The sequence below is a fragment of the Streptomyces sp. CNQ085 genome, assembly GCF_022614595.1.
Classification (GTDB): domain Bacteria; phylum Actinomycetota; class Actinomycetes; order Streptomycetales; family Streptomycetaceae; genus Streptomyces.
Genome location: NZ_JAJFAU010000006.1, coordinates 27,172 through 52,638, shown reverse-complemented (window position 1 = coordinate 52,638; position 25,467 = coordinate 27,172). Strand labels below are relative to the sequence as shown.

23 protein-coding genes, 2 tRNA genes and 1 pseudogene are annotated in these 25,467 nt (G+C 74.3%); 11 read left to right on the top strand and 15 right to left on the bottom strand.

All coding sequences use genetic code 11. From position 1 onward, the window contains the following. Positions 1–5: 5 nt before the first annotated feature. From LJ221_RS02585 to LJ221_RS02570, 4 genes are all read right to left on the bottom strand, one after another. Positions 6–362 carry a DUF742 domain-containing protein gene (locus LJ221_RS02585; RefSeq protein WP_241713335.1) on the bottom strand — a complete coding sequence of 119 codons (357 nt, stop codon included), beginning with the start codon at positions 360–362 and terminating at the stop codon, positions 6–8. Then, the gene (locus LJ221_RS02580) at positions 352–804 is read right to left on the bottom strand and encodes a roadblock/LC7 domain-containing protein (RefSeq protein ID WP_241713333.1); all 453 of its coding nucleotides are present in this window, start codon (positions 802–804) and stop codon (positions 352–354) included. Before LJ221_RS02580 ends, LJ221_RS02585 begins: the two co-directional genes overlap by 11 nt. Then, complete coding sequence (locus LJ221_RS02575; RefSeq protein ID WP_374228353.1) at positions 804–2,270, bottom strand: ATP-binding protein; 1,467 nt, start codon at positions 2,268–2,270, stop codon at positions 804–806. The genes LJ221_RS02580 and LJ221_RS02575 overlap by 1 nt, the downstream gene beginning before the upstream one ends. Positions 2,271–2,574: 304 nt before the next feature. Next, on the bottom strand, positions 2,575–3,906 hold the full coding sequence (locus tag LJ221_RS02570) for a cytochrome P450 (RefSeq protein WP_241713331.1): 1,332 nt from the start codon (positions 3,904–3,906) through the stop codon (positions 2,575–2,577). Positions 3,907–4,169: 263 nt separating this feature from the next. Here LJ221_RS02570 and cutA point away from each other — a divergent pair, with 263 nt between their 5' ends. After that, positions 4,170–4,499, top strand: a complete 330-nt coding sequence (gene cutA, locus LJ221_RS02565; protein ID WP_241713330.1) for a divalent-cation tolerance protein CutA — start codon at positions 4,170–4,172, stop codon at positions 4,497–4,499. A gap of 119 nt (positions 4,500–4,618) precedes the next feature. Here the strand turns inward: cutA and LJ221_RS02560 are convergent, their stop codons facing one another. After that, complete coding sequence (locus tag LJ221_RS02560) at positions 4,619–6,853, bottom strand: molybdopterin oxidoreductase family protein (RefSeq protein WP_302851936.1); 2,235 nt, start codon at positions 6,851–6,853, stop codon at positions 4,619–4,621. Positions 6,854–7,013: 160 nt separating this feature from the next. Here LJ221_RS02560 and LJ221_RS02555 point away from each other — a divergent pair, with 160 nt between their 5' ends. Together LJ221_RS02555 and LJ221_RS02550 are read left to right on the top strand one after the other, a co-directional pair. Continuing rightward, entirely contained in the window at positions 7,014–7,808 is a 795-nt protein-coding gene (locus tag LJ221_RS02555) for a sirohydrochlorin chelatase (RefSeq protein ID WP_241713329.1), read from the top strand. Positions 7,809–7,906: 98 nt separating this feature from the next. Further along, the gene (locus LJ221_RS02550) at positions 7,907–9,241 is read left to right on the top strand and encodes a deoxyguanosinetriphosphate triphosphohydrolase (RefSeq protein ID WP_241713328.1); all 1,335 of its coding nucleotides are present in this window, start codon (positions 7,907–7,909) and stop codon (positions 9,239–9,241) included. A gap of 168 nt (positions 9,242–9,409) precedes the next feature. Here the strand turns inward: LJ221_RS02550 and LJ221_RS02545 are convergent, their stop codons facing one another. The 3 genes from LJ221_RS02545 to LJ221_RS02535 form a co-directional block, all read right to left on the bottom strand. After that, positions 9,410–10,063, bottom strand: coding sequence for a lytic polysaccharide monooxygenase (locus tag LJ221_RS02545; RefSeq protein ID WP_374228355.1), 654 nt, complete (start codon positions 10,061–10,063; stop codon positions 9,410–9,412). A 342-nt stretch (positions 10,064–10,405) separates the two neighbouring features. Further along, the gene (locus LJ221_RS02540; protein WP_241713325.1) at positions 10,406–11,233 is read right to left on the bottom strand and encodes an endonuclease/exonuclease/phosphatase family protein; all 828 of its coding nucleotides are present in this window, start codon (positions 11,231–11,233) and stop codon (positions 10,406–10,408) included. 144 nt (positions 11,234–11,377) lie between these two features. Continuing rightward, positions 11,378–11,629 (bottom strand): hypothetical protein, encoded by a 252-nt coding sequence (locus LJ221_RS02535; protein ID WP_241713323.1) that lies wholly within the window; start codon positions 11,627–11,629, stop codon positions 11,378–11,380. A gap of 591 nt (positions 11,630–12,220) precedes the next feature. Between LJ221_RS02535 and LJ221_RS02530 the strand changes: the two genes are divergently transcribed. The 3 genes from LJ221_RS02530 (at position 12,221) to LJ221_RS02520 (ending at position 16,907) form a co-directional block, all read left to right on the top strand. Next, positions 12,221–13,483, top strand: coding sequence for an FAD-dependent oxidoreductase (locus LJ221_RS02530; RefSeq protein ID WP_241713321.1), 1,263 nt, complete (start codon positions 12,221–12,223; stop codon positions 13,481–13,483). A 62-nt stretch (positions 13,484–13,545) separates the two neighbouring features. Continuing rightward, on the top strand, positions 13,546–15,483 hold the full coding sequence (dnaG, locus tag LJ221_RS02525) for a DNA primase (protein ID WP_241713319.1): 1,938 nt from the start codon (positions 13,546–13,548) through the stop codon (positions 15,481–15,483). A 143-nt stretch (positions 15,484–15,626) separates the two neighbouring features. Next, on the top strand, positions 15,627–16,907 hold the full coding sequence (locus tag LJ221_RS02520) for an RNA polymerase sigma factor (RefSeq protein ID WP_241713317.1): 1,281 nt from the start codon (positions 15,627–15,629) through the stop codon (positions 16,905–16,907). A gap of 49 nt (positions 16,908–16,956) precedes the next feature. On the opposite strand, the gene LJ221_RS02515 is transcribed toward LJ221_RS02520, so the two are convergent. The 4 genes from LJ221_RS02515 to LJ221_RS02500 form a co-directional block, all read right to left on the bottom strand. Beyond that, positions 16,957–18,429, bottom strand: coding sequence for an FGGY family carbohydrate kinase (locus LJ221_RS02515; protein WP_241713316.1), 1,473 nt, complete (start codon positions 18,427–18,429; stop codon positions 16,957–16,959). Positions 18,430–18,472: 43 nt separating this feature from the next. After that, positions 18,473–19,732: a cation:proton antiporter gene (locus LJ221_RS02510; protein ID WP_241713314.1), complete on the bottom strand. Its 1,260-nt coding sequence runs from the start codon at positions 19,730–19,732 to the stop codon at positions 18,473–18,475. Positions 19,733–19,734: 2 nt separating this feature from the next. Further along, positions 19,735–20,208 carry a cation:proton antiporter regulatory subunit gene (locus LJ221_RS02505; RefSeq protein WP_241713364.1) on the bottom strand — a complete coding sequence of 158 codons (474 nt, stop codon included), beginning with the start codon at positions 20,206–20,208 and terminating at the stop codon, positions 19,735–19,737. A gap of 138 nt (positions 20,209–20,346) precedes the next feature. After that, the gene (locus tag LJ221_RS02500; protein WP_241713312.1) at positions 20,347–21,087 is read right to left on the bottom strand and encodes a thioredoxin domain-containing protein; all 741 of its coding nucleotides are present in this window, start codon (positions 21,085–21,087) and stop codon (positions 20,347–20,349) included. Between the two features lie 75 nt (positions 21,088–21,162). Here LJ221_RS02500 and LJ221_RS02495 point away from each other — a divergent pair, with 75 nt between their 5' ends. Both LJ221_RS02495 and LJ221_RS02490 read left to right on the top strand, forming a co-directional pair. Then, on the top strand, positions 21,163–22,572 hold the full coding sequence (locus LJ221_RS02495; RefSeq protein ID WP_241713310.1) for an RHS repeat domain-containing protein: 1,410 nt from the start codon (positions 21,163–21,165) through the stop codon (positions 22,570–22,572). Continuing rightward, on the top strand, positions 22,569–23,078 hold the full coding sequence (locus LJ221_RS02490; RefSeq protein WP_241713308.1) for a hypothetical protein: 510 nt from the start codon (positions 22,569–22,571) through the stop codon (positions 23,076–23,078). Before LJ221_RS02495 ends, LJ221_RS02490 begins: the two co-directional genes overlap by 4 nt. On the opposite strand, the pseudogene LJ221_RS02485 reads toward LJ221_RS02490, so the two are convergent. Then, positions 22,988–23,287, bottom strand: a pseudogene (locus LJ221_RS02485) (transposase); the annotation flags it as partial. The gene LJ221_RS02490 and the pseudogene LJ221_RS02485 sit on opposite strands and share 91 nt — an antisense overlap. A gap of 265 nt (positions 23,288–23,552) precedes the next feature. Here LJ221_RS02485 and LJ221_RS02480 point away from each other — a divergent pair. Together LJ221_RS02480 and LJ221_RS02475 are read left to right on the top strand one after the other, a co-directional pair. After that, a complete protein-coding gene (locus LJ221_RS02480; RefSeq protein WP_241713306.1) occupies positions 23,553–23,954 on the top strand; it encodes a hypothetical protein in 402 nt (133 codons plus the stop codon). 230 nt (positions 23,955–24,184) lie between these two features. Then, positions 24,185–24,322 (top strand): hypothetical protein, encoded by a 138-nt coding sequence (locus tag LJ221_RS02475; protein ID WP_241713304.1) that lies wholly within the window; start codon positions 24,185–24,187, stop codon positions 24,320–24,322. A gap of 232 nt (positions 24,323–24,554) precedes the next feature. On the opposite strand, the gene LJ221_RS02470 is transcribed toward LJ221_RS02475, so the two are convergent. Together LJ221_RS02470 and LJ221_RS02465 are read right to left on the bottom strand one after the other, a co-directional pair. After that, positions 24,555–24,628: transfer RNA gene (locus LJ221_RS02470), tRNA-Ile, on the bottom strand. 212 nt (positions 24,629–24,840) lie between these two features. Further along, positions 24,841–24,913, bottom strand: a tRNA-Asn gene (locus LJ221_RS02465). 202 nt (positions 24,914–25,115) lie between these two features. On the opposite strand from LJ221_RS02465, the gene LJ221_RS02460 reads away from it, so the two are divergent. Continuing rightward, positions 25,116–25,427, top strand: a complete 312-nt coding sequence (locus tag LJ221_RS02460) for a YtxH domain-containing protein (RefSeq protein WP_241713302.1) — start codon at positions 25,116–25,118, stop codon at positions 25,425–25,427. Positions 25,428–25,467 lie beyond the last annotated feature (40 nt).

Genomic DNA, 25,467 nt, shown 5'->3' with positions numbered 1-25,467 from the left:
ACGTGTCAGAGGCGGCTCTCGAGCCCATGAAGCACCTTTCTCAGGAGGGAAACATCGGCATGCCGGGCCGGCGGGACGGGCGGCCGGGTCTCGACGAGCCCCCACTCGATGAGATCGGCCAGCAGAACCTGCACCACCGGCGGCGGCTGGCCCAGGTGCGCGGCGATCTCCGCGACCGACAGCAGGCCCCGGCAGCGCTCCACGATCCGCAGGTACTCCGGCTGGAGAGTGGCCGGAGGCGTGACGCCGGAGGCGATGACGAGCGTCTCCCAGGGCAGGTCCCGAGAGACGCCCGAACGCCCCTTCGTGATCACGTAGGGGCGTATCGCGGACGTGCCTCGCTCCTGCTCGTCATCCCTCATGCGGCCGGTCCGCCGCGTCGCGGGGCCCACTGCTCAAGTGCGCCCCGATCTTCGCGACCAGCACCTGCATCTGCTGGGCCACCAGGCCCACATCGGCGTCGGCCTCGGTGGCCACCCCCAGATGGGCGCCGGTGCCGGCGGAGGTGAACAGAGCGAACCCGTCCTCGGACTCCAGCATCAGCTGCCGCACACCGGCTCCCCGGCCGAAGAGCAGGGACACCGTGGACAGTCCTGTCATGGTCAGCGCCGCGCAGGCGGCGGAGAGCGATTCGGCCTCGTCCACGCCGAGGTGCGGTACCGGGCCCGACAGTCCCTCGGCGGAGGCGTGTCCCAGGCGGAGCCCGTCCTCGGACACCACGACGGCGTGGCGCACCCCGGGGATCTCCGTCAGAGGACGCAGCATCCAGCCCACGTCGGGCAGTCTCGTTATGGCTCCGGCCACTACCGGCCTTCCTCTCGTTCGTCGGTCTGCGGGGCACTCTCCAGTTCGGCCCGGCCGCGCCGGGCGCCGGAGACGATGTCGGCCACGGAAGCGCCCGCGGCCTCGGGCGACCAGGGAGCCCGGGAAGTCGGGGGAGGCCCGTCGGCGGCCTCCGTGCGGTGCCCGCCCGGAGACAGGGGCTGCGGGTCGCGCGGGTCGAGCGGGTCGGCCGGGGAGCGCCGCCGACTGCGCCGCCGCGGCAGGCCTGTGGGAGTCCGTTCCCCCTCGCCGCCGGTCCGCTGCGGGTGTTCCCGGTGCTCCGCACGCTCCGGGGCGGGTGCGGCCTCCCACGGACGGGTGTGCCCGCTGGCGGGCGCGGCCAGGAACGCCGGTTCCCGGTCGATCGGTTCGGTCAGCAGCCGGTGCGGTACGAACAGCACCGCCCGGGTCCCGCCGTACGCCGAGGCGGTCGTCAGCTCCACCTTGAAGTCGAGCTGCCGCGACCAGCGGCCCACGCAGGCGAGCCCCAGCCGGGGCACGGCTCCCAGCTCGGTGAGGTCCAGACCGCTCCGCAGCTGCCGCAGCGCCTGCTCCATCACGTCGGGGGGCATCCCCAGGCCCGCGTCGTCGATCTCGACGACCGCGCCCGCGGCCACCTCGCGGACCGAGACGACGACCTGGGTACGCGAGGGTGAGAAGACCGTGGCGTTCTCCAGGATCTCGGCCGTGGCGTGCATCAGCCCCTCCACGGCGGGCGGCACCACGTACAGGTTCTGTCCGCCGTGCACCTCCACCCGGCCGAACTCCACGATCCGCGACTGCGCGCCGCGCACGCAGTCGAACAGCGACACCGGGCGCGACTCGCGCCGGGTCGGCCAAACCCCGCACATCACCAGCAGCGTCTGTGCCTTGCGGGTCATCTGGGCCGCCGCGTGGTCGGCCTTCATCACCTCGGCCATCAGGTCCGGGTCCTTGATGAACCGCTCGACGCGGTCCAGCACCTGCTGCTGCACCGTCGCCATCACGTGCATGTTCCTGGCGACGGACTCGAAGGCCGCCTGTACCGAGTCGCGCAGCGCGCGCTCCCGGCGCACCGCCTCGTCCGATCCCAGCGCCCGGACCACGTCCTCCAGCGCCCGGGCGAACTCGCCGCCCGTCTCGGAGGAGGGCAGGGCCGGGCCCGGAACCCCGTCCAGGCCGCGTCCCTCGCGTACCCGCTCGGCGATGGCCGGCACCCGAACGGATGCCAGACGAACCACCTCGGCGCTCCGCGCGGCGGCCAGGGCGTGCTCCCGCGCGACCTGTTCCAGGAGCTCACCGGTCCGCCCGCGCAGCCGGAGGAGTCCGGCCAGGCACAGCACCAGTGCCACCGCCAGGACGCCGGTGCCGGCGGCGAACCACCCGGGAACGGGAGCAGACCGTCCGGCGGGGAGGAAGACCGCCGGCCCCACCGCGACCGCTGCTCCGCAGACGGCGGACACCACCACGGCCGGCCACCAGAATTCTCGTCCCCCCGCTTGCCGGCTCACCACTGGCGACAACGACCTCTCAGACGAAGCGATCAGAACCAGTCTGGTTCCCACCTATCCGGGCGGGCCCGGGACCGCAGCGATCCTACTCGTCAACTGGCTTGAGAACAGAGGAAGTCTGATCGATCTTCGGTACCGGGAGTCCGTGGGGTTCCGGACAGGTCCGGGTGGTCGCGCGACGGCGGACCTTCCGTCGGTCCACGGGCCGGACCGGACACGACCGCCCTCCGGCGGGTCCTCGCCGGCAGCCCGCCGTCCCGTCTCACCCCCGGCGCCGGTCTCCCGGGTCGCCGCACGCGAGGCGCGTACGGGAGGCGGTGGGCTCGGCCGCGGACCACGGCGCGGTGAACCGGACGGGCAGCGCCGCCAGACCGCTGGTCCACGGCGACGACGTCCAGGCCAGACGCTCCTCGGGCACGGCCAGTCGCAGGCCGGGCAGCCGCCGCCGCAGCACCTCCACGGCCGTCCGCGCGATCAGCCGGGCCTGCGGCTGGGCAGGGCAGACGTGCGGCCCCGCGCCGAACGCCATGTGCGCGCGGTTGCCCGTCACCGGACGCCCGCACGCGGGCAGCACCTCCGGATCTTCGTTGGCTGCGGCCAGCCCCAGCACAAGCATGTCCCCGGCCCGCACCTCCTGCCGGCCCAGGCGGACATCGCGCAGGGCGTAGCGGCCGGGGAAGTTCTGGGTGGGCGGGAACCGCCACAGCACCAGGTCCAGCGCCTCGTCCACGGTCAGGCACCCGCCGTCCAGCGAGGAGCGCAGGGCCGGATCGGTCAGCAGCAGGCGCAGTGTGGTGGCGATCCAGTTCTTCGTCGCCTGGTGAGCCGCCACCACCGTCACCACCAGGTTGTGCAGCACCTCCTCCTCGCGCAGCGAGGCGGGGTGCGTCAGCAGCCAGGAGGCCAGGTCGGGGCCGGGCGCACGCCGCTTCTCCCGCAGCAGGGCCAGCAGGAGGCGCTCCAGCCGGCGCCCGGCGTGGGGGGAGTCGGCGTTGGCGGCGGCTGTGCCGGCGACGGCCTCCGCCAGTCTGCGGCTGACCTGCTCGTCCGCCCCCAGCAGCCGGGCGACGACCCGCGCCGGCAGGCGGTGCGCGTAGTGCGGTACGAGATCGGCCTCGTGCCGCCCGGTGAAGGAGTCGATCAGCCGGTCGGCGGTCTCGCGCACCAGGCGGCCCAGCTCACCGTCGTCGACCCGGCCCAGCGCGTCGGCGACCGCCGCCCGCATCCGCCGGTGCCGCCACCCGTCGGCGAACATCAGGGCAGGGCGCCAGCCGAAGAAGGCCAGCAGCGGCGAGTCGGCGGTCACGCGCCCCTCGTGTACCAGGCGCCAGTGCCGCGGGTCGTGGCTGAACTCCTGCTCACGGCGCGCCACCCGCAGCAGTTCCCCGTAGCCCATGACCAGCCAGGCGCGTGCCCCCGGGGCCAGGGCGACGGGCGCGACCGGCCCGTGCTCCACGCGCAGCCGCTCGTACAGGGCGGGCAGGCCGTCACCGTCGAGGCCCGGCCCGTACAGCGGGACGTGGCGCGTGCGGCCGGGGCGGACCGGGGGGCCCGGCGGTGTGTCGGGCCGGGGGCGGTGGGGAGCAGCGGTCATGTGGTGGCTCCGGGGGAGGGGGACGGGAGGCGGATCGGCCCGGGGGCGGCCCGTACCACCGGCAGACAACGCGCCGTCGGCCGACCCGGTCAACCGTCTTGTCCGAAAAGAGTCCTGGAATACCCCTCAAGGGTGAGCCCCCGGGCGGTGGGCGGCACGGACCCCGCCGCGGTTGCCGCGGCTACGGTGGACGGGCAGGGCCGCGAAGGCGGCGAGGACGGTGCGGGCGGCGAAGGCCGCGCGGAAGAGGAGGAGCGGTGGCCGTGGCTGAGACGGGCATCCTGACGGTGCTGACCACCACCGACAGCCCGGAGAAGGCCGGGGCGTTGGCGCGCGGCGCGGTGGAGGCACGCGTCGCCGCGTGCGCTCAGGTCTCCGGCCCGGTGACCTCGGTCTACCGGTGGGAGGGCGAGGTGCGCGCCGAGCCCGAGTGGCAGGTGCTGCTGAAGACGGCGGCGGCCCGCTACGACGCCCTGGAGGCGTACCTGTGCGGGGCCCACGACTACGACACTCCCGAGATCATCGCCACCCAGGTAGTCCGCGGCGGCGCGGACTACCTGGCCTGGGTCGCCGAGGAGACGCGCGGCTTCTGAGCGGGTGCGGGCACCGGCGCGCGCAACGAGAGTCTGCCGACCGCCGCGGACGTCACCGCGCCGTGTCGCCGGTGACGTCCGCGGCGGAGAGGTCCACCCCCGTCCACACGCCGACGACGCTACCGCGTCCCCTCCGGGGTCTCGCCCTCCACCGGACCGGACGCTGCCGACTCGTTGCCCGCGCGCTCCACCCGGACCGCGCAGACCTTGAACTCCGGCATGCGCGAGACCGGGTCCAGGGCCGGGTTGGTCAGGGTGTTGGCGCGGCCCTCGCCCGGCCAGTGGAACGGCATGAACACCGTGTCCGGGCGGATGCCCGACGTGATCCGGGCCGGTGCCACCGCCCGTCCCCGCCGCGAGACCACTGCCACCGGCTCCCCCTCGGCCACGCCGATCCGCTCGGCCGGCCGCGGGTGGAGTTCGACGAACGGGCCCGGGGCGGCGTCGTTCAGCTCCGCCACCCGCCGGGTCTGGGCGCCCGACTGGTACTGGGCCGGCACCCGGCCCGTGGTCAGCAGCAGCGGGTGGTCGGCGTCCGGTTCCTCCGCCGGCGGGCGGTGGGCGACGGGCGCGAAGCGGGCCCGGCCGTCGCCGGTGGCGAAGCGGTCCAGGAACAGGCGGGGTGTGCCGGGGTGGGGGCCGGAGGAGCGGGCCACCGCCGGGTCGTCGGCCTCGTCCGTTCCCGGACCCCCGGACGGGACCTCCGGGCACGGCCAGAAGACCCCGTCCTCCTCGGCGATACGCCGGTAGGTGATCCCCGAGTAGTCCGCGGGCCCCCCGGCCGAGGCCCGCCGCAGCTCCTCGAAGACCTCCTCCGGGTCGGTGGGGAACCCCTTCTCCCAGCCCAGCCGCCCCGCCAGCGCGTTCAGCACCTCCAGGTCGGTGCGCACCCCGGGCGGGGCGTCCAGGGCCTTGCGGCGCAGCAGCACCCGGCCCTCCAGGCTGGTCATCGTGCCCGTCTCCTCGGCCCACTGGGCCACCGGCAGCACCATGTCCGCCAGCGCGGCCGTCTCCGACAGCACCACGTCGCACACCATCAGGAAGTCCAGCGACCGCAGCCGCTCCTCCACATGGGCGGCTCGCGGCGCGGAGACGAGTGGGTTGGAACCGGTCAGCAGCAGGGCGCGCACATCGCGTCCCAGTGCGTCCAGCAGTTCGTACGCGCTGCGCCCCGGCCCGGGCAGTACGCCGGGCTCCACACCCCACACCCGCGCCACGTGCTCGCGCGCCGCCGGGTCGTCCAGCCTGCGGTAGCCGGGCAGCTGGTCGGCCTTCTGGCCGTGCTCGCGCCCACCCTGGCCGTTGCCCTGGCCGGTCAGGCAGCCGTAGCCGGACAGCGGGCGGCCCGCCCGGCCGGTGGCCAGGCACAGGTTGATCCAGGCGCCGACGGTGTCGGTGCCCTTGGACTGCTGCTCGGGCCCGCGCGCGGTGAGCACCATCGACGACTCCGCGTCGCAGAACAGCGCCACCGCCTCGCGCAGCGCGGGCACCGGCACCCCGGTGATCCGCTCCACCAGCTCCGGCCAGTGCGCCATCGCCGCCGCGCGCGCCTCCTCCCAGCCGCTGGTGCGCGCCGCCACGAAGTCGGTGTCCACCCGCCCCTCGGCCACCACCAGGTGCAGCATGCCCAGGGCGAGGGCCAGATCGGTGCCGGGGCGCGGGGCCAGGTGCAGGTCGGCGTGCTCGGCGGTGCGGGTGCGGCGGGGGTCGATCACGATCAGCTTCCCGCCCCGCTCGCGCAGCTCGGTGAAGTAGCGCAGGGCGGGCGGCATGGTGGCGGCGGGGTTGGCGCCCACCAGGATCACGCATCCGGTGCGCGCGACGTCCGCCAGCGGGAAGGGCAGCCCCCGATCCAGCCCGAAAGCCCTGTTCAGGGCGGCGGCGGCCGAGGACATGCAGAACCGGCCGTTGTAGTCGATCTGGGAGGTGCCCAGCACCAGCCGGGCGAACTTGCCCAGCGCGTACGCTTTCTCGTTCGTCAGCCCGCCCCCGCCGAACACCCCCACCGAGTCCGGTCCGTACGCGGTCCGCGCCGCCGACAGACCCGCTGCGGCGCGGTCCAGCGCCTCGTCCCAGCCGGCCGGCTCCAGCGGCCCGCCCGCGCGGCGCCGCACCAGGGGCCCGGTCAGCCGCACCCGGGAGGAGAGCACGGCCGGGGCGGTGCGCCCCTTGCCGCACAGCGCGCCGCGGTTGACGTCGAAAGCGGCGCGCTCGACCACCTCGACCCTCCCCCCGTCCCTGGTGGGGCGCAGCCCCATGCCGCACTGCAGGGCGCAGTACGGGCAGTGGGTGTCCACGGTCGCCGCGGGCGCACGGTGGCCGTGTCCGGCGGGCTGGGCAGTCGTCACGCTCATGCCGCCCAGCGTGCGTCGCGCGTGTTACACAGCGCGCCCCCGCGGGTTACGGGCCCGGTACGCCCGCCTCAGTCCGCCCGGACCGGTGCCGTGAGCCGTGCGCAACCGGGCGTCACGGCGCCGCAACGGCGGAGCAACCGGGGCCCGCCACACTCGCCCCATGATCTCTTCCCTCCGGGCCCGCCCCCGTCCCGCGCCCCCACTGGTCGCGGTCGCCCACGGCTCCCGCGACCCCGGGGCGCCGCGCACCGTCACCGCACTGCTCGGCCTCGTGCGCTCCCTGCGGCCGGACCTGCGGGTGGAACTCGGCCACGTCGAGCTGAACGAGCCGCTGCTGCCGGCCGCCCTGGAGGCGCTCCCGGCCGGGGAGGCGGTCCTCGTCCCGCTGCTCCTGGGCCGCGGCCACCACGTCAAGCACGACCTGCCCGGAGCCGCTGCCGCCGCCGGGCACCTGTCCGTCCTGGCCGCCGCACCGCTGGGGCCGCACCCGCTGCTGGCCGAGGCGCTGGCCGGGCGGCTGGCCGAGACGGGCTGGAGCGCCGGCGCGTCCCGCACCGGCGCCGTGGTGCTGGCGGCGGCCGGATCGCGGGACCCGGACTCGGCCCGGGACGCCGAACGGACGGCCGTCCTGCTCTCCGCACGCCTGGGTGGCGTCCCGGTGGTGCCCGCCTACGCCTCGGCCGCCGGGCCGACCGTGCCCGAGGCCCTGGCAGCCCTGCGCGCCGCCGGGCGCCACGACACCGCTCTGGCCTCGTACTTCACCGCACCGGGCCTCTTCGCCGCCCGGTGCGCGCGCGAAGCCCCCCGCCTGCCGGCCGCCCGTCCGCTGGGCGCGCACCCGGCGCTGGCCCGCCTCGTCCTGCACCGCTACGACGAGGCGCTCGCCCGGGTGCGTACGGCGGCCCGCGCGCCCGTCCCCTGCCCGCCGCGGGGCGCCCTGGCCCGAGCCTCCTGACCGGCTCCGCCGCCTGTGTCCGCCCGTGCCCGTCCGCGGTTGTCACCCGGGGCGGCTAGCGTCGGTGTATGCACGGCGGGTATGGCGATGAGTACGCCATGGACGACACGACGTACGGCCCCTGGGGAGACGGAGACGGAGCGGCGGAGCACGTCGCCGGCTACGACGGCACGGCGCTGGAGCGCTGGGTGCCCGAGCCCGACAAACGGCCCGGACGCACCGCCTTCCAGCGTGACCGGGCGCGGGTGCTGCACTCCGCCGCGCTGCGGCGGCTCGCGGGCAAGACCCAGGTCGTCACGCCCGACGCCGCCGCCGGTGCGTGGGACGCCACCCCCCGCACCCGTCTGACGCACTCCCTGGAGTGCGCCCAGGTCGGCCGGGAACTGGGTGCCGCGCTCGGCTGCGACCCGGATCTGGTGGAGACCGCCTGTCTCGCGCACGACCTGGGCCACCCGCCCTTCGGGCACAACGGCGAGCGCGTACTGGACGAGATCGCCGGGCCCTGCGGCGGCTTCGAGGGCAACGCGCAGTCGCTGCGGCTGCTGTCGCGGCTGGAGCCGAAACGGTTCGCCGGTCCGGCCGGCGGAGACGGCCCGCAGTTCCGCGTCGGCCTCAACCTCACCCGTGCCGCGCTGGACGCCGCCACCAAGTACCCCTGGCCGCGCGGCGGCCACCCCGCCGGCCCCGGGCCGGGGAAGTTCGGCGTCTACGAGGACGACCTGCCGGTCTTCGAGTGGTTCCGGTGCGGCGCCCCCGAGCACGGGCAGTGCTTCGAGGCGCAGGTCATGGACTGGTCCGACGACGTCGCCTACTCCGTCCACGACGTGGAGGACGGTCTCCACGCCGGCCATCTCGACCCCAATCTGCTGCTGGCCGAGCCCGAGCGCCGCGAGGTCTTCGCCGTCGCCGCCGCCCGCTACGCCCCGCCCGGCACCGAGGAGGCCGAACTCGCCGAGGCCCTGGACCGGTTGCTGGACCAGGAGTGGTGGCCGCACGGCTACGACGGCACGGCCGTGGCCCAGGCCCGGCTGAAGGACGCCACCAGCCAGCTCATCGGCCGCTTCTGCCTGGCCGCCGAGGGCGCGACCCGGGCGGCGTACGGGCCGGGCCGCCTGACCCGCTACGGCGCCCGCCTGGTGGTCCCGCGCGCCGCGCGGCTGGAGTGCGACGTGCTCAAGGCCGTCGCCGACCGGTACGTCATGCAGCGCCCAGACCAGGAGCGGCTGCGCGGCGAGCAGCGCGAGGTCCTGGACGGGCTGGCCCTGGCGCTGGCCGCCCGCGCCCCGGACGGGCTGGACCCGCAGTTCCGCGCGCTGTTCTCGGAGGCCGGCGACGACCGGGCCCGGCTGCGCGCGATCGTCGACCAGATCGCCTCCCTCACCGACGCCTCCGCCCGCCGCCTCCACGCCCGCCTCACGGGCCCGGCGGCGTGAGGGCGACATGACGGCACAGGCCGGCCACCGGCCCGCGGCGGCCCGTCACCATCTCCGCCTCCGACGAGGACGGCATGCGCAGGCCGTGCGGCGACCGGGTGGTGGTCGCAGGGCTCTGACCGCCGCTCCGGAGCGGCGGGGCGGGGGCGGCGGCGTGTGGTGCGCGGTTCAGCAGAGGCCCAGGTCCCGCCAGACCCCGGAGACGCCCGGCTCCTCGCCGCGCGTCCACCAGGCGGCCCGCCAGGCGTGGCCGCGGTGGGTGACGGTCCGGCCGCCGGTGTAGACGGCGGAGCGGTCCCAGGCGGGGGAGGAGGCGCACTCGGCCGGCGGGGTGGGCGTTCCGCCACCGTCGCCACCACCGTCTCCGCCGCCGCTGCCGACCTGGACGTCCACGCAGTTGTAGAACGCGTTGGCGGTGTCCGCGACGTTCCACACGGCGAGGATCTTGTGCTTGCCGGAGGGCAGACCGCTCAGGGTGTGCGAGATGTTCGACGGCGGACGGGTGCCGCCCTGGTCGAACCGCTTGAACAGCACGCCGTCGACGTAGTAGTCCCAGGTGCTGGTGCTGTGCGCGGCGGTCAGCCGCCACTGGAAGGTGACGGTGCTGGAGACCTGGGTGACCGGCCAGTTGCGGCTGTCGTCGTCCAGGAAGGTCCACCGGGTGCCGCCGCTGCACAGGCGCGAGCCCTTGGGGCCCTCGACGCTCTGCGGCTCGTACTGCAGGCCGTCGCAGCCGGTGACCCGGCCGGTGGCGCAGTGGTCCTGGCGGCTGGGCGGGGAGGTGATCCAGCCGTGGGCGCCTGCCGAATTTGCCGAGGTCATGACAATCGCAAGAGGCAGTGCCAGCGTGAAGGCGAAGAGCGAGGCCAGCAGCCTCGCGGGGCTCCTCCGCGCCGTCCGCGCCGTCCGTGCCGTACGCGGGATGTGTCCGGTCTGTCGCATGTGGGGGCTCCTCCTCCTTCCGTGTGCGGGCCGGTCCGGTCCGCGCGCGGAGTGGTGCGGGGGGTGGTGGCCTGCCGTACGCAGGGCCTCGCGGCTGACGATAGATTGGTTCAGACCAGTCGTTAAGAGTGACTTCCGGTCCATTCCCGCGGGGTGTGGCCGGGATGTGCGGGTCCCGGTCACGGGTCGATTCCCGGCGGTTTCCGCCCGCGGACAGATGGTTCAGGAGGCCGGCTCCGGGGCCAGATCCGCCACGACGGCGGCGTGGTCGGACGGCCAGATGCCGGCGACCGGGCCGTCGCCCGCCCGCCGTACGGCTGTGACACGTCCCAGCCCGCCGGGTCCGGACGGCGGCCCGACGTGGACGTAGTCGACGCGCGCGCTGGGCCGGAAGGTGGCCGCGACATAGGGGTTGGCGGCGTCCCGGGTGGCCGCCGGGGCGGCCGGGTCCGCGTACTCCCAGGCGTCCAGCAGCACCTGGCCCTCGACGGCGGGGGCCGTGCGCGAGCCGCCCAGCAGGCGGATCTCGTCGGAGTCGGGCGGTGCGTTGAGGTCCCCGGTGACCACGGGTGGGAAGTCGGTCCCGCCGCGGTGCGCCGCGACGAACCCCGCCAGGGCCGCGACCTGTCGGCGGCGCAGGGCCGAGGCGTGGGCGGCGGAGGTCAGGTGCGTGGTGAAGAACGGCACCGGTCGGCCGGGCGCCTCCAGCAGCGTGTAGAGCGCCACCCGCTCGTGGTCGCTCCCGGCCGGGGGCAGCGTGGCCAGGGCCCGGTCCGCCACCGGCCAGCGGCTGAGCACGGCGTTGCCGACGCCGAGCTCCGGGTCGTCCAGTCGCTTGCGCCACCGCACGGGGACGTTCCAGGGGGCCCAGGTCCAGTGCATGTCCAGGTCGTGGGCGAGCCGTGCGGCGAGGTTCTCACCGTCGCGGACCCACACCTCCTGCAGACCGACCGCGTCGGGCCGCAGCTCGCGCAGCGTGACGAGGATCGCCCCGTAGCGCTCCCGCCACGGCCCGAACCGCCACCACAGGTTCCACGTCATCACGCGCATCCGCCGTCCCGTTCCCCGCGTCGTCCCCGGTGGGCCGTGTGTGTACCCGTCCACGGCCCCGTTACCCGCCCGATGTGACGCGCGGCGGTCCGCGGGGCGAACGGTTCGGGTACGGCCGCCGGGGCGTGTCGCGAACGGTCCGCGTCAGTCGGCGGACTCCAGGAAGTCGGCTGTCGCCGGGGCGAAGGACGGATCGCGAACGGCCGTCGGAGGGTCGCCGTGCAGGGGCCGCGGCGAGGCGCGGGGGAGCGCGTCGGCGAGCGCCCCGGGGCCCCCGGCCAGCGGATCGTCCGCGCCCGCGAGCACCAGGGTCGGCACGGTGACGTCCGCCGGTTCGCTCGGGCCCTGGTGCATGGACCTGCCCCGCGCGGCCAGGGCGCGGCGGTCGGTGCCCACCTCGTCGGCCCACCTCGTCGGCCCAGATCCGCAGGTCCGCCATCCGCAGCGGCACGCCGGCCGGGTCGCCGGCCGGCAGCGCCGCCATCACCGGTTCGGGCGGCAGTTCGCGGGTTCCACACTGCCCGGCTCGACCACCCCCCGCGCCCATCCCGTCGACGACCAGCCGGGCGACGCGCTCGTCCCGGGCGCCGGCCGGCAGCACCGTGACCGCGCCCGTCGAGCGGCCCACCAGGTGCACTCGCTCCTCGCCGAGGACATCCAGCGGACCCAGCAGATCGCGTGCCATGGTCCCCTCGCCGTGGCGGCAGGCGGCTTGCCGGAGCGGCCGCGGCCCGGGCGCACGAACACGCGGAGACGGGTGCGCGTACCGGGTGGTCCAGGGCAAAGGAGGACGGTGCGCGCGAAGGGGGATAGAGCGGCCCGGAGGATGGGGAGAATCCGTGGGAGACGTCCGCGGAGCCGCCCGCGGACCGCACCCCCACCCGGACCACCCCGGACGGTCAGCCCGCCGCCCCTTCCGGCGGCGCGGCCGGCGGGGCCCGCTTCCGGGAACCCACCGCAGGGGGCAGCGCAACGAGGAGGAAGCACGTGGTCGACGCACATCGCACGTTCGTCATCGTCGGCGCCGGCCCGGCCGGGGCGAAGGCGGCCGAGACCCTGCGGGCCGAGGGCTTCACCGGCCGCGTCATCCTGATCGGCGACGAACGCGACCACCCCTACGAGCGGCCTCCCCTCTCCAAGGGCTACCTCGGCGGCACCGCCGAACGTGGCGGCGTCTTCGTCCACGAGCCCGCCTGGTACGCCGGGGCCGCGGTCGAACTCCACCTCGGCCAGCCCGCCGTCCGCCTGGACAGGGAGGCGGGGACGGTGGAGCTGGGCGACGGCGCCCGGGTCCACTACGACAAACTGCTGCTGGCCACCGGCGCCGAGCCGCGCCGTCTGAACGTCCCCGGCACCGAGCTGGCAGGGGTGCACCACCTGCGCCGCCTGGCGCACGCCGACCGGCTGCGCGGCACCCTGGCCGGGCTCGGCCGCGACAACGGCCACCTGGTCGTCGTCGGCGCGGGCCGGATCGGCCTGGAGGTGGCCGCCGTCGCCCGCTCCCGAGGCGCCGAGGTCACCGTCATCGAGCCGAACCCCACCCCGCTGCACGCCGTCCTCGGGCCCGAACTGGGCGCCGTCCTCGCCGATCTGCACCGCGAGCACGGCGTACGCCTGTACTTCGGCACCTCCCTCACCGAGATCGTCGGCCAGGACAGCCAGGTCCTCGCCGTCCGCACCGGGGACGGCGAGGAGCATCCGGCGCACGCCGTGCTCGCCGCCATCGGCGCCGCCCCCCGCGTCTCCCTGGCCCGGGCCGCCGGGCTGGAGCTGGCCGGGGAGCCCGTGGGCGGCATCGCCGTGGACGCCTCGCTGCGCACCGGCGACCCCGACATCCACGCCGCCGGCGACGTCGCCGCCGTCCACCACCCGCTGTTCGGCGCCCGGCTGCGCGCCGAGCACTGGGCCAACGCCCTGAACGGCGGGCCGGCCGCAGCCCGGGCGATGCTCGGGCAGGAGGTCTCCTACGACCGGGTGCCGTACTTCTCCTCCGAGCAGTACGGCACGAGCATGGAGTACTCCGGCTGGGCGCCGCCCGGCTCGTACGACCAGGTGGTCGTCCGCGGCGACCTCGGAAAGCGGAAGTTCACCGCGTTCTGGCTGAGCGAGGGGCGGGTGCTGGCGGGGCTGGGGATGAACACCGAGGGCACCACCGGGCCGGTCCAGCGGCTGATCCGCTCCGGCCGGGAGAGCGACCCGGAGAAGCTGGCCGACCCCTCGGTGCCGCTGGAGGAGCCGGCCGGGGCGTGATCCACCCCGCCCGCGGACCCGCCGTGCCGGGGAGGCCGCAGGGCGGCCGTAGACTTTCCGCCGTGGCGGGACGGATCAACGACGACGATGTGAAGGCGGTGCGGGACGCGGTCCCGATCGACGCCGTCGTCTCCGAGTACCTCCAGCTCCGCCCGGCCGGCGGCGGCAGCCTCAAGGGCCTGTGCCCCTTCCACGACGAGAAATCCCCCTCCTTCCACGTCAGCCCGAGCAAGGGCCTGTACCACTGCTTCGGCTGCCAGGCCGGCGGGGACACCCTCGACTTCGTGATGAAGGTCGACCACCTCTCCTTCTCCGAGGCCGTCGAGCGGCTCGCCTCCCAGGCGGGGGTCACCCTGCGCTACGAGGAGGGCGGCTACGCCCCCGGCCGCCAGCAGGGCGAGCGCATCCGGCTGGTCCAGGCGCACAAGGCCGCCGCCGCCTTCTACACCGAGCAGCTCGACTCGCCCGAGGCCGAGACCGGCCGCCGCTTCCTGGCCGAGCGCGGCTTCGGCCAGGAGGCCGCCGCGCACTTCGGGGTCGGCTACTCCCCGGCCGGCTGGGACCACCTCACCCGCTTCCTGCGCGGCAGGGGCTTCAGCGACAAGGAGCTGATCCTGGCCGGCCTTGCCCAGGAGAGCCGCAACGGCCGCCCCATCGACCGCTTCCGCGGCCGGCTGATGTGGCCCATCCGCGACATCACCGGCGAGGTCGTCGGCTTCGGTGCCCGCAGACTGCGCGAGGACGACAACGGGCCGAAGTACCTCAACACCCCCGAGACGGCGATCTACCGCAAGTCCCAGGTGCTCTACGGCATCGACCTGGCCAAACGTGAGATCGCCAAGACCGGCCGGGCCGTGGTCGTCGAGGGCTACACGGACGTGATGGCCTGCCACCTCGCCGGGGTCACCGGCGCCATCGCCACCTGCGGCACTGCCTTCGGCGGCGAGCACATCAAGATCCTGCGGCGACTGCTGATGGACAATTCCCGCTCGGAGGTCGTCTTCACCTTCGATGGCGACGCGGCCGGCCAGAAGGCCGCCCTGCGTGCCTTCGAGGACGACCAGAAGTTCGCCGCCCGCACCTCCATCGCCATCACCCCCGGCGGCATGGACCCGTGCGACCTGCGGCTGGCCGAGGGCGACGAGGCGGTGGTGGCCCTGGTGGAGGGCCGCTCGCCGCTGTTCGAGTTCGCCATCCGCTCGGTCACCGGACAGCACAACCTGGACACCGCCGAAGGCCGGGCCGCGGCCCTGGAGGAGGCCGCGCCGATCGTCGCGCGGATCAAGGACGGCTCGATCCAGCACCAGTACGCCGTACGCCTGGCCGGGCTGCTGGGCATCCTCGACACCGAGTTCGTGGTGCGGCGGGTGGGGCAGCTGGCCCGCTGGGAGCGCGAGCGGCGGGCCGGCGGCCAGGGAGGTCACGGAGGCCAGGGCGGCCATGGGGGTTCGCAGCAGCGCCGCCCGGCCTCGCCGCCCGTACGACAGGTGGGGCCCGGCCCCGCGCCCGGCGGCCCCCGGCTGGACCTGCGCAGCCCCCAGCGACTGGCCGAGCGCGAACTGCTCAAGCTGGCGCTGCAGTTCCCGGCTCTGGTCTCCCCGCTCTTCGACGCCTACGGCGCCGACGAGTTCACCGCCGAGCCCTATGCGCAGGTGCGCCGGGCCGTGGAGGAGGCCGGAGGGGTGGAGCGCGCCGACGAGGAGTACCTGGCCCGGGTGCGGGACGCCGCGCCGGACGACACCGTGCGGTCGATGATCACCGAGCTGAGCGTCGAGCCGCCGCGCACCCCGCGCGAGCCCGACAAGGCATACGCCGGGGAGTTCCTGGTCAAGGTGCGGCTGGAGGCGGTCAACCGCCGGATCGCCGAGCTGAGCAGCACCCTCGCACGCATGACGAACAGCGGGGACGAGGCCCAGACGGCCGTCGCCGAGCAGTTGTGGACGCTGGAGCGGTACGGCCGGTCGCTGCGCGACCGCGGCGCCGCCGCGCTCTGGTCGTAGGCCCGCGCGGGGCCCGCCCCCGCAGCAGCGGGTCCTTCCCGGCCCGTTCTGACACGTTCCGTACGTGTTCGGTCACCCAGGAGTCCGGAAACCGCGCGCACGCCCCTCGTGGCGGCAGTGTGTCGTACCCCACACTGAGGGAGGTGCCTGAGTCCTCGGAGCGCGTACCGTCTTCGACGCCGCTCGCCCGCCGTGGTGCGGACAGCGGTGCGGCCGCGCCCGTCCTCGTCTCGCCTGTCGTCCCCGAACCGGCAGCGATCAACTTGGAGGCCGCCCCCGTGCAGACCCGGATCCCGGCCGGCGCGGCCCCCGCCGCCCCGGCCTTTCCCGTCCCCCTCGCCGCCCCTGGATCCCCGAACGCTCCGGACCCGGCCGCCTTACCGCCCGACAGCCCGCCGGCCGTTCCGTCCGCGCACCCCCGGCCCGCCCCCGGCCAGGACACGGAAGCCGGTCCCGAGCGGTTCCGGGAGAAGCCCGCTCCCCTCTCCCGGCCCGCCGGCCCCGACGCGACCGGCCCCTCCGCCGACCTCTTCCGCCAGTACCTGCGCGAGATCGGCCGTGTCCCCCTGCTGACGGCCGCGGAGGAGGTGGAACTCGCCCGGCGCGTCGAGGCGGGCCTGTTCGCCGAGGAGAGACTCACCCGCGCCCCCGGCCTCGACGAGAGTCTCGCCCTCGACCTCGACCGGCTGGTGGTCATGGGCCGGGTGGCCAAGCGCCGCCTGATCGAGGCCAACCTCCGCCTGGTGGTCTCGGTGGCCAAGCGGTACGTCGGACGCGGGCTGACCATGCTCGACCTGGTCCAGGAGGGCAATCTGGGCCTCATCCGGGCCGTGGAGAAGTTCGACTACACACGCGGCTACAAGTTCTCCACCTACGCCACCTGGTGGATACGCCAGGCCATGTCCCGGGCGCTGGCCGACCAGGCCCGCACCATCAGGGTCCCGGTGCACGTCGTGGAGCTGATCAACCGGGTCGTCCGCGTCCAGCGCCGCATCCTCCAGGAGCGCGGCTACGAGCCGACACCCGAGGAGGTCGCGGCCCAGCTCGGCCTGACCGGCGAGCGGGTCGGCGAGGTGCTGCGGCTGGCCCAGGAGCCGGTCTCGCTGCACGCCCCCGTGGGCGAGGAGGACGACGTCAACCTCGGCGACCTCATCGAGGACGGCGACGCGCCCTCACCCGTGGAGTCCGCCGCCTTCCTGCTGCTGCGCCGGCATCTGGACGCGGTGCTGTGCACCCTCGGCGAGCGCGAGCGCAGGGTCGTCCAGCTGCGCTACGGCCTCGTCGACGGCCGGCCCCGCACGCTGGAGGAGATCGGCCGCCTCTTCGGCGTCACCCGCGAACGCATTCGCCAGATCGAGTCCAGGACCCTCGCCAAACTCCGCGACCACGCCTACGCGGACCAGCTCAGGGGCTATCTGGACTGAGCCCCCGGCGTGGTCGGCCCTGCGCCCGGCCGCGGCGGCCGGTGCGGGCTCAGCCGAAAGCCCCCGGGTGCGTCTGCTCCCGTACCGTCGCGTACTGCTGCCGCACCGCCTGGCCCACCGCCAGCTCCTCGCCCGGCTCCAGGACCCGGCCGGCGGGGGCGGGCCACATCGGGGGCTGCCGCGGCGAGAGCGCGCCCCGGGACACCCCCAGGGCCCAGGCGGCCTGGCGGGCGGCGCCCAGTGCCGTGTAGTCGGCGGGCTCGGGGACCACCACCTGCGCCCCCAGCAGGGCCGGGGCGATCGCCCGCACGGCCGGCAGATCGGCCGCGGCCCCCAGCAGGAAGACCCGGCCGACCGACACCCCCCGGCCGCGCAGCACGTCGAGGGCGTCGGCCAGTCCGCACAGCATCCCCTCGAAGGCGGCGCGCGCCAGATGCTCCGGCCTCATGCTCTCGCGCCGCAGCCCGGCCAGCGTGCCGGCGGTGTGCGGCAGGTCGGGGGTGCGCTCGCCCTCCAGATAGGGCAGCAGCACCAGCCCGTGGGAGCCCGGCGTGGAGGTCAGCGCCAGCTCCGAAAGCCCCTCCAGGGAGGTGCCGAGCAGTTCGGCGGCGCCGCGCAGCACCCGTACGGCGTTGAGCGTGTGCACCACCGGAAGGTGCATACCGGTGGCGTCGGCGAGGGAGGTGATCGTGCCGGTCGGCTCGGCCGGCACCTGGTGGTGCACGGAGAAGACCGAACCGGACGCCCCCAGGGAGACCACGGCGTCGCCGAGCCCGACGCCCAGGCCGAAGGCGGCGGCCATCGTCTCGCCCGTGCCGGCCGAGATCAGCAGTCCTTCGGGGGTGTGCCCGGCGGGCTCGGCCGGTCCCAGTACCTCGGGCAGCTTCACCGGATGGCCGAGCGCCAGCTCGGCCAGATCCGCCCGCCAGGACTCGGTGGCGGCCGACCAGTAACCGGTCCCCGAGGCGTCGCCGCGGTCGGTGGTGCGGCGCGGCGGACGGCCCAGCAGCTGCCACACCAGCCAGTCGTGCGGCTGGAGGACCTCGGCCACGCGCCGGGCCGCCTCCGGCTCGTGCCGGGCCAGCCAGCGCAGCTTCGCCACCGGCTGCGCCGCCTGCGGTACGGCGCCCACCGCCCGCGCCCACGCCTCGTGGCCGCCGAGCGCGTCGACGAGGTCGGCCGCGGCGGTCTGCGCGCGCCGGTCGTTGCCGACCAGCGCGGGACGCACGGGCACGCCGGCCTCGTCGAGCGCGACCAGCCCGTTCCGCTGCGCCGAGACGCCGATGGCCTGGACGCCCTCCAGCACCCCGCCGGCCGCGGCGTCGCCGAGCGAGAGCAGCCACGCCTGCGGGTCGGTCTCGGTGGGTCTGCCCGCGGCCTGCCCGGCACCGTCCTCCTCACCGCCGCCCCCGGGCAGGGGATGCGGGGCGTATCCCTGTCTGACGACGGCACCGGTGTCGGTGTCGCAGACGACGATGCGGGTGTACTCGGACGAACTGTCCAGACCGGCGACTGTCCCCATGGAGGAGATGATGCCCCACCGGCCGCGGGTGTCTCCCTCCGCCCTACGGCTGAGTGGGGGAGTCCGCGCGGGCCGCGGTGTCGGAAGGGGTTCTCGGCCCCTCCGGCGTCCCGGCCGGCTGCTGCCCCGACGGGCCGGGGGAGACCGGTACCAGCCGGGGCGTCAGAGCCCTGACGGCGGGCTCCGTCCAGCGGGCGGCCAGCGGGCCGATGATCACCATCAGCAACACGTACGCGGTGGCCAGCGGACGGATCTCGGTGGCGACCCCGGCCGCCAGGCCGGCGATGACGATGGAGAACTCGCCGCGCGCCACCAGGGCCCCGCCCGCCCGCAGCCGGCCCCTGGGGCTGATGCCGGCGCGCCGCGCCGCGTACCAGCCGGTGGCGATCTTGGTCACCACCGTCACCACGGCCAGGATCAGCGCCGGGACGATCACCGGCGGGATGTTGCCCGGGTCGGTGGACAGCCCGAAAAAGACGAAGAAGACGGCCGCGAACAGGTCCCGCAGCGGGGCGAACAGCCGGTGGGCGCTCTCGGCCACCTCACCGGACAGGGCGATGCCGACGAGGAACGCGCCGACCGCCGCCGAGACGTGCAGCTGCTGGGCGATCCCGGCGATCAGGACGGTCAGGCCGAGCACCACCAGCAGCAGCAGCTCGGGGTTGTCGGAGGAGACGGCCTTGCTGATCAGCCGGCCGTGGCGCAGCGCGACGTAGAGGACCAGGCCGACCGTTCCCAGGGCGACGATCAGGCTGACGCTGCCGCCCATCAGGCCGACACCGGCCAGCAGGGTGGTCAGCAGCGGCAGGTACACCGCCATCGCCAGGTCCTCCATGACCAGGACGCCGAGGACGACGGGTGTCTCGCGGTTGCCGAGCCGGCCCAGGTCGGTGAGGACCTTGGCGATGACACCGGAGGAGGAGATCCAGGTGACGCCGGCCAGTGCCACGGCGGCCACCGGACCCCAGCCCAGGACGAGGGCGGCGACGGCTCCGGGCGTGGCGTTGAGGACGAAGTCCACCATGCCCGAGGGGTACTGCGTCCTGAGGTTGTCCACCAGCTCGGAGGCGCTGTACTCCAGGCCCAGCAGGAGCAGCAGCAGGATCACGCCGATCTCGGCGCCGATGGCGACGAACTCCTCGCTGGCGCTCAGCTCGAAGATGCCGCCGTGGCCGAAGGCGAGACCGGCCAGCAGGTAGAGGGGGATGGCGGACAGACCGATCCGTCCGGCGAACCGCCCGATGACTCCCAGCCCGAGGATGATGGCGCCCAGCTCGATGAGCAGCATGGTGGTGTCGTGCATGCTCAGCCCTCCGTGATGATCTGGGCGAGTTCGTCGACGCCCTGGCGGGTGCCCACGACCACGAGGACGTCCCCCGCCTCCAGCCTGAAGTCCGGTCCCGGGGCCGGGTGCGGCGCGGTGCGCCGCAGCACCGCGACGATGGACGCCCCGGTGCGGGTACGGGCGCGGGTGTCGCCCAGCGGTCGTCCGCGGTAGGGGGACCTGGCGGTCACCGGGATCCGCTCGGTGGCCAGGTCCAGCTCTCCGACGGCCAGATCGGGGGCCTCGGGCTCGGGGGCGATCAGCGCGGCGAGGGAGGCGGCCTCGTCGGATTCGAGCTGGAAGGACGCCTGGCAGGTGTCGGGGTCCTCGGGGTCGTAGAAGCCCAGGAAGCGCCGGCCGTCCTGGTGGACAACGACGGACAGGTGCCGCCCGGAGCGGGTGGTGACGTCGTACTGGGTGCCGACGCCCGGAAGCGGTGTGCGTCTCATCGGCAGGGCTCTCCCCCGTGGAACGGATCAGGTGGGCCCCGGGACGTGAGGCGCCGCCGGAAGAGCCCGTTCGCGTGGAAACGGAGCCAAGTTTCGCACAGGGGGCCTTTCGGCCGGCGTGCAGCCGGTGCGTCTTCTCGCCGGTCACCGCCGCGCGGACCGCTCCATGGCCGCCTCCACGAGCCGGCCGAACCGTCCGGGGTCCATGGGCGGGGTACCGGCGCCCCCCTCCTGGATCCGCTCGCCGTCGAGTTCGGCGGCCGGCGTGCCGGTGACGTCCTCGGCCGCGTCGAACTTCGCCGAGACCCGCAGCGCCCACGGATCGTAGACCCCGTCCAGGACCGCCTTCTCGAAGCCGTCGTGTCCCCTGAGCTCGGCGACCTCCTGGGTGAGTCCGACCAGGTGCCGGTCGTCGGCGAACTCGTCCGAGACCTCGTCGGGGTGGCGGTCGGCGGAGAAGAGCACCTCCTTGTAGGCCAGGAACGCCTCGGGGCTCACGTCCAGCGCGGCACCGAGCGCACTGAGCGCGTTGCGCGAACCGGTGCCGCCGGCGCGTTCGTCGAGGAAGGTGCCGAAGACGTACTCGGCCCGGTACCGGCCCGCCTCGGCGTCCTCGCGGATCCTCCCGCCGTTGGCCTGCTCGAAGGCGGCGCAGACCGGGCAGCGCAGGTCCTCGTAGAGGGTGAGGGTGTGCTCGGCGTCCTCCCGGCCCAGGACGATGTCGGTTCCTCCCTCGCCCCGGGCGTGGGCCGGCGCGGCATACCGTGCGTACGGGCCGGAACCGCCGCCCTCCTCGGCGACCTCGGCGGCGGCCCAGTCGCTGCCGTCGCCCCGTCCGCCGTCGCCGTCCCGACGCAGACCGTCACCACCGACCCGCTCGGCCACACCGAGACGGTCGAGTTCGACCCGCTGCGCGGCCTGCCGCTCGCCGAGACCGACGCCAACGGCAAGCGCGCCGACATGGAGTACGCCCCGCTCGGCCGCCTGCTGAAGGTCTGGGAGATGGACCGGGACAAGGCCACCCAGAGCCCCTCGGCCACCTACGGCTACGACATCCGCCGCGACGCGCCCACGGTCGTCACCACCCGCACCCTGAAGGACAACGGCGACTACGCGGTCTCCCACGAGATCCTCGACGGCCTGCTGCGCACCCGGCAGACCCAGGACGAGGCCGTCGGCGAGGGCCGGATCGTCAACGACACCTTCCACGACTCCGCCGGACGCGACTTCAAGACCAACGACGGCTACCACAACACCGCCGAGCCCTCCACCGACCTGCTCGTCGTCGGCGACAACGAGGTGCCCTCGCAGACCCGCGTCACCTACAACGGCCTGGGCGAGCCGATCGCCGAGACCGTCTACTTCCGCGGCGAGGAGAAGCACCGCACCACCATCGAGCGCGACGGCGGCTCCACCACCACGGTGCCGCCCGGCGGTGACACCGTCACCACCACCTTCACCGACGACGAGGGACGCGTCTCCCGGGTGCGCGAGTACACCGAGGAGGACCGCGGCGCCTGGCGCGACACCGTCTATCACTACGACGCGCTCGACCAACTGGTGAAGATCACCGCCCCCGGCGGCGCCGAGACCACCTTCACCTACGACGCCCGCGGCCGCCAGACCTCGGTGACCGACCCCGACGGCGGTACCACCACTTACACCTACGACAACTCCGACCGAGTGGTGGCCACCACCGACGCCCGCGGCAACACCCTCCACACCGACTACGACGCCGGAGGCCGGCCCACCGCCGTGCGCGAGGACGGCCCCCTCCGCCTGGAGTGGACCTACGACACCCTCGGCAAGGGCCTGCCCGTCGCGGCCGTCCGCCACCACGGCGGCCGGGAGTACCGCGAGGAGGTCACCGGGTACGACAAGGCCTACCGACCCACCGGCACCCGGACCGTGATCCCCGAGGACGAGGGGCTCATCGGCGGCACCTACACCTACAAGTACAGCTACACGCCCACCGGCAACCTCTCCTGGGCGGAACTGCCCGGCATGGGTGGCCTCACCCGCGAGCGTGTGGTCTTCCGCTACAACGCCGACGGCCTGCCCGTCTCCATGGGCGGCGCGGCCAACTACGTGACCGATGTCCAGTACTCCGCCTTCGGCGAGGTGCTGCGCACCGAGGCCGGCGCCACCGGGAAGAAGGTGTGGGCCTCCTACGAGTTCGACGAGTTCACCAAGCGGCTCGCCCGTGCCGTCTACGACCGGGCCATCACCCCCGGCCGCATCGACGACGTCCGCTACGCCTACGACGAGGCGGTAACGTCACCGGCATCACCAGCACGCCGGGCCAGGCCGCCACCGCCGACTCCCGCCCCGACACCCAGCGCTTCACCTACGACCGGCTGCGCCGGATGACCTCGGCCTGGACCGAGGAGGACACCGAATGCCAGGACGGCCCCGATGCCGGGACCAACCCCTTCTGGCACACCTACGCCTACGACGAGGCGGGCAACCGCACCGGACTCGTCGAGCACGATCCGGACGGTGACACCGCCAAGGACGTCACCCGGACCTACCGCTACGGGCAGGAGGGCGTCGGCGGTCCCAACGCGCTCGCCGAGGTCACCTCCACCGGCCCCGGCGGCGAGCGGCTGAACACCTTCGACTACGACGCGGCGGGCAACACCACCAAGCGCCGGCGCGGTGGCAACACCCAGACCCTGACCTGGGACGTGGAGGGGCAGCTGGTCAAGGTCTCCGAGCCCGTGGAGGGCGGCGGCGCCAAGGAGACCTCCTACCTGTACGGGCCCGACGGGGAACGGCTGGTCCGTACCGGGCCGACGTCCGTCAGCACGGTCTTGGCCCGGGTGCCGTTGCGGCTGTTGCCGCCGTTCTTCCCGGCCGGGTCGTGCTTGCCATAGCCGAGGTGGTCGGTGATCTCGCCTTCGAGAGCGGACTCCAGGAGCCGCTTGGTCAACTGCTGGAGCAGCCCGCCCTCGCCGGTCAGCTGCAGGCCCTCGGCCTGAGCGCGGCCCACCAGCTCGTCGATCAGCTGGTTGTCCACACCCCTCGCCGACTGCGGCTCGACGGCCTTGACGGTCTCGGTCTCGGTCTCGTTCTCACTGGTCATCGATGCATCTTCCTTGCTCAGGAGTTACACCGAACGTTTTACAGTCCCGCTACCGGCGGGAAGAGGGGGCGCTGGAGGTGAGGCTGACTGCCACGGGGGTCGGGTTCTTCGAGGACCACGAAGACGAGCCCCCGGACGTGGCTGGGAACACGGGAGGGCCCTGGTGAGCAAGGGGTTGTGCGAGGCCGAGATCGGTCGGCACCGGTGGGCCGGTCTCCACACCATGGGGGACCGCTCTGAGCGGGTTCCGGACGCTTTGCGCCGGATGGTCTCGGGAGAGATCGAGGAAGAGGTCATGGATGCCTACTGGGACCTGGAGAACACCGTGGTCGTCCAGGGGCAGCTCTTCGACTCGGTGCTCCCGGCGCTGTCGGTGCTCCTCGCGGCGCTGACGGAGGAGATCTCGGTCGAGGCGCGTGACGCGGTGGTGGAGTTGATCCACCAGATCGTCTCCGGCGAGTCCGACGAGGAGGAAGTCGAACGGGGGAGCCCCGATCTCGGCCCGTGCTGCCGGGAGTTGGCGAGGGAGGGGCTGTGGCTGCTGTACCAGGAGCTGGGCACCCGCAGGCGGGAGAACGCCGAGGCGATCCTGGAGGCGATCGACCCCGACAAGGAACGCCTCGCGGTGCTGCGGTCCTCGGTACGAGGGAAGAGCGCACCGAGGTGAGCTCCTGGAGCCGGGCGGTGGCCTTCACGTGAACAGACGGCCGGAAGAGGAGCCGGCGCGGTGCCCGGCGACCTGAAGGTGTGGAGGTGGTCGAGGTGATGAATGCGGCCCATGGCCGGGTCCTGCCTGGTTTCCGGGCAACAGGAAGGCGTACGGGCTTCTGGTGGAGCTGTCGGAGGGAACGCCGGGGTGCGGAGTGCCGTGACGGCGGACCGGCCCCGTCGGAAGAGGTGGTCGAGGAGGTCCTCGACCACCTCGGCGACCGGCTGACGGACGTGGGCTTCACCGGAGACTGGGAGATCACCCCGCTCGGTGAGCGGATCGAGGACCTGATCGAGGTCTTCAATAATCTGCTCCCCGAGGAGTGAGCCTTCCCCGGGTGACGCCGGGCCGGCCGTGCCCGCGGATGTGCGGGGCCCGGGGGTCTCCTGGGCCAGCCCGGTGGACGGCGCTGGAGCCCGGCGTACTTCCGCAGCACAGCCGCGGTATGTGCGTCACCCGTGTCCGCGCCCGAGCCGCCCGCCGGGGGCGGCACCGGGCGGGGGAAGGACGCGGCGGGGCGACTCCGGCTTCCGGAGCGACCCCGCCGGTCGCCGCGAGTGGGGCGGGTGGGACTCGAACCCACGACCGACGGATTATGAGTCCGCTGCTCTAACCGGCTGAGCTACCGCCCCGGGACGGCGCGCCACGCACATCTGTGCGCGCCGTCTGCCGCAGCATAGCCGCTCATACGATCTCCCGCCCGTGCCGGGGTGAGGCAGGAGCGATGGGGCCCGTCACCACGGGCCGGAGGCCGGTCGTCGGAACGGAGCAGGCCCCGGAAGGGTGTCCCGTACGCGCCCCGGGCACATGAGGAAGGGCCCCTTGCGGGGCCCTTCTCGTTCTGCTCCCCCGACTGGACTCGAACCAGTAACCTGCCGGTTAACAGCCGGCTGCTCTGCCAATTGAGCTACAGGGGACTGCTGCTTGGAGGCGCCCGTTCCGGTTTCCCGGGGGCGTTCCCCGCTGGCGAGGAATACAGTAGCGCATGCCGGGGGGTGCTCTGAAATCGGTATCCGCGGCGCGCCACGGGGTACTCGGTGGAACGTCCGCCGCAGACCGACAGGGCGCACACCCGCACAGTCGGGGTGCGCCGGGAGAGACCTGAGAAAGGGTGGAGCCATGCGCTACCGGCTCACGTTCGTCGTAGGAGTGGCCGTCGGGTACGTGTTCGGCACGCGAGCCGGGCGGGAGAAGTACGAGCAGCTGCGCGAGAGCGCCCGGAAGCTCGCCGAGAACCCCGCGGTGCGCAACGCCTGCGAGTCCGCCGCGCACAACGGGCGGGAGATGGCCGGCAAGGCGCTGAACACGGTCTCCGACCGGATGGGCGACCGAGTGCCGGGCCCGGTGTCCGACAGGGTCCGCATGCTGCGCGGCCGCCGCGTCGAGCAGCGCACGCCGTTCGACGACGGCTGGGGCACCGGCAACGCCTGAGAACGCCTGAGGAAGTCCGCGCCCGGGGTCGCGTCCGGCG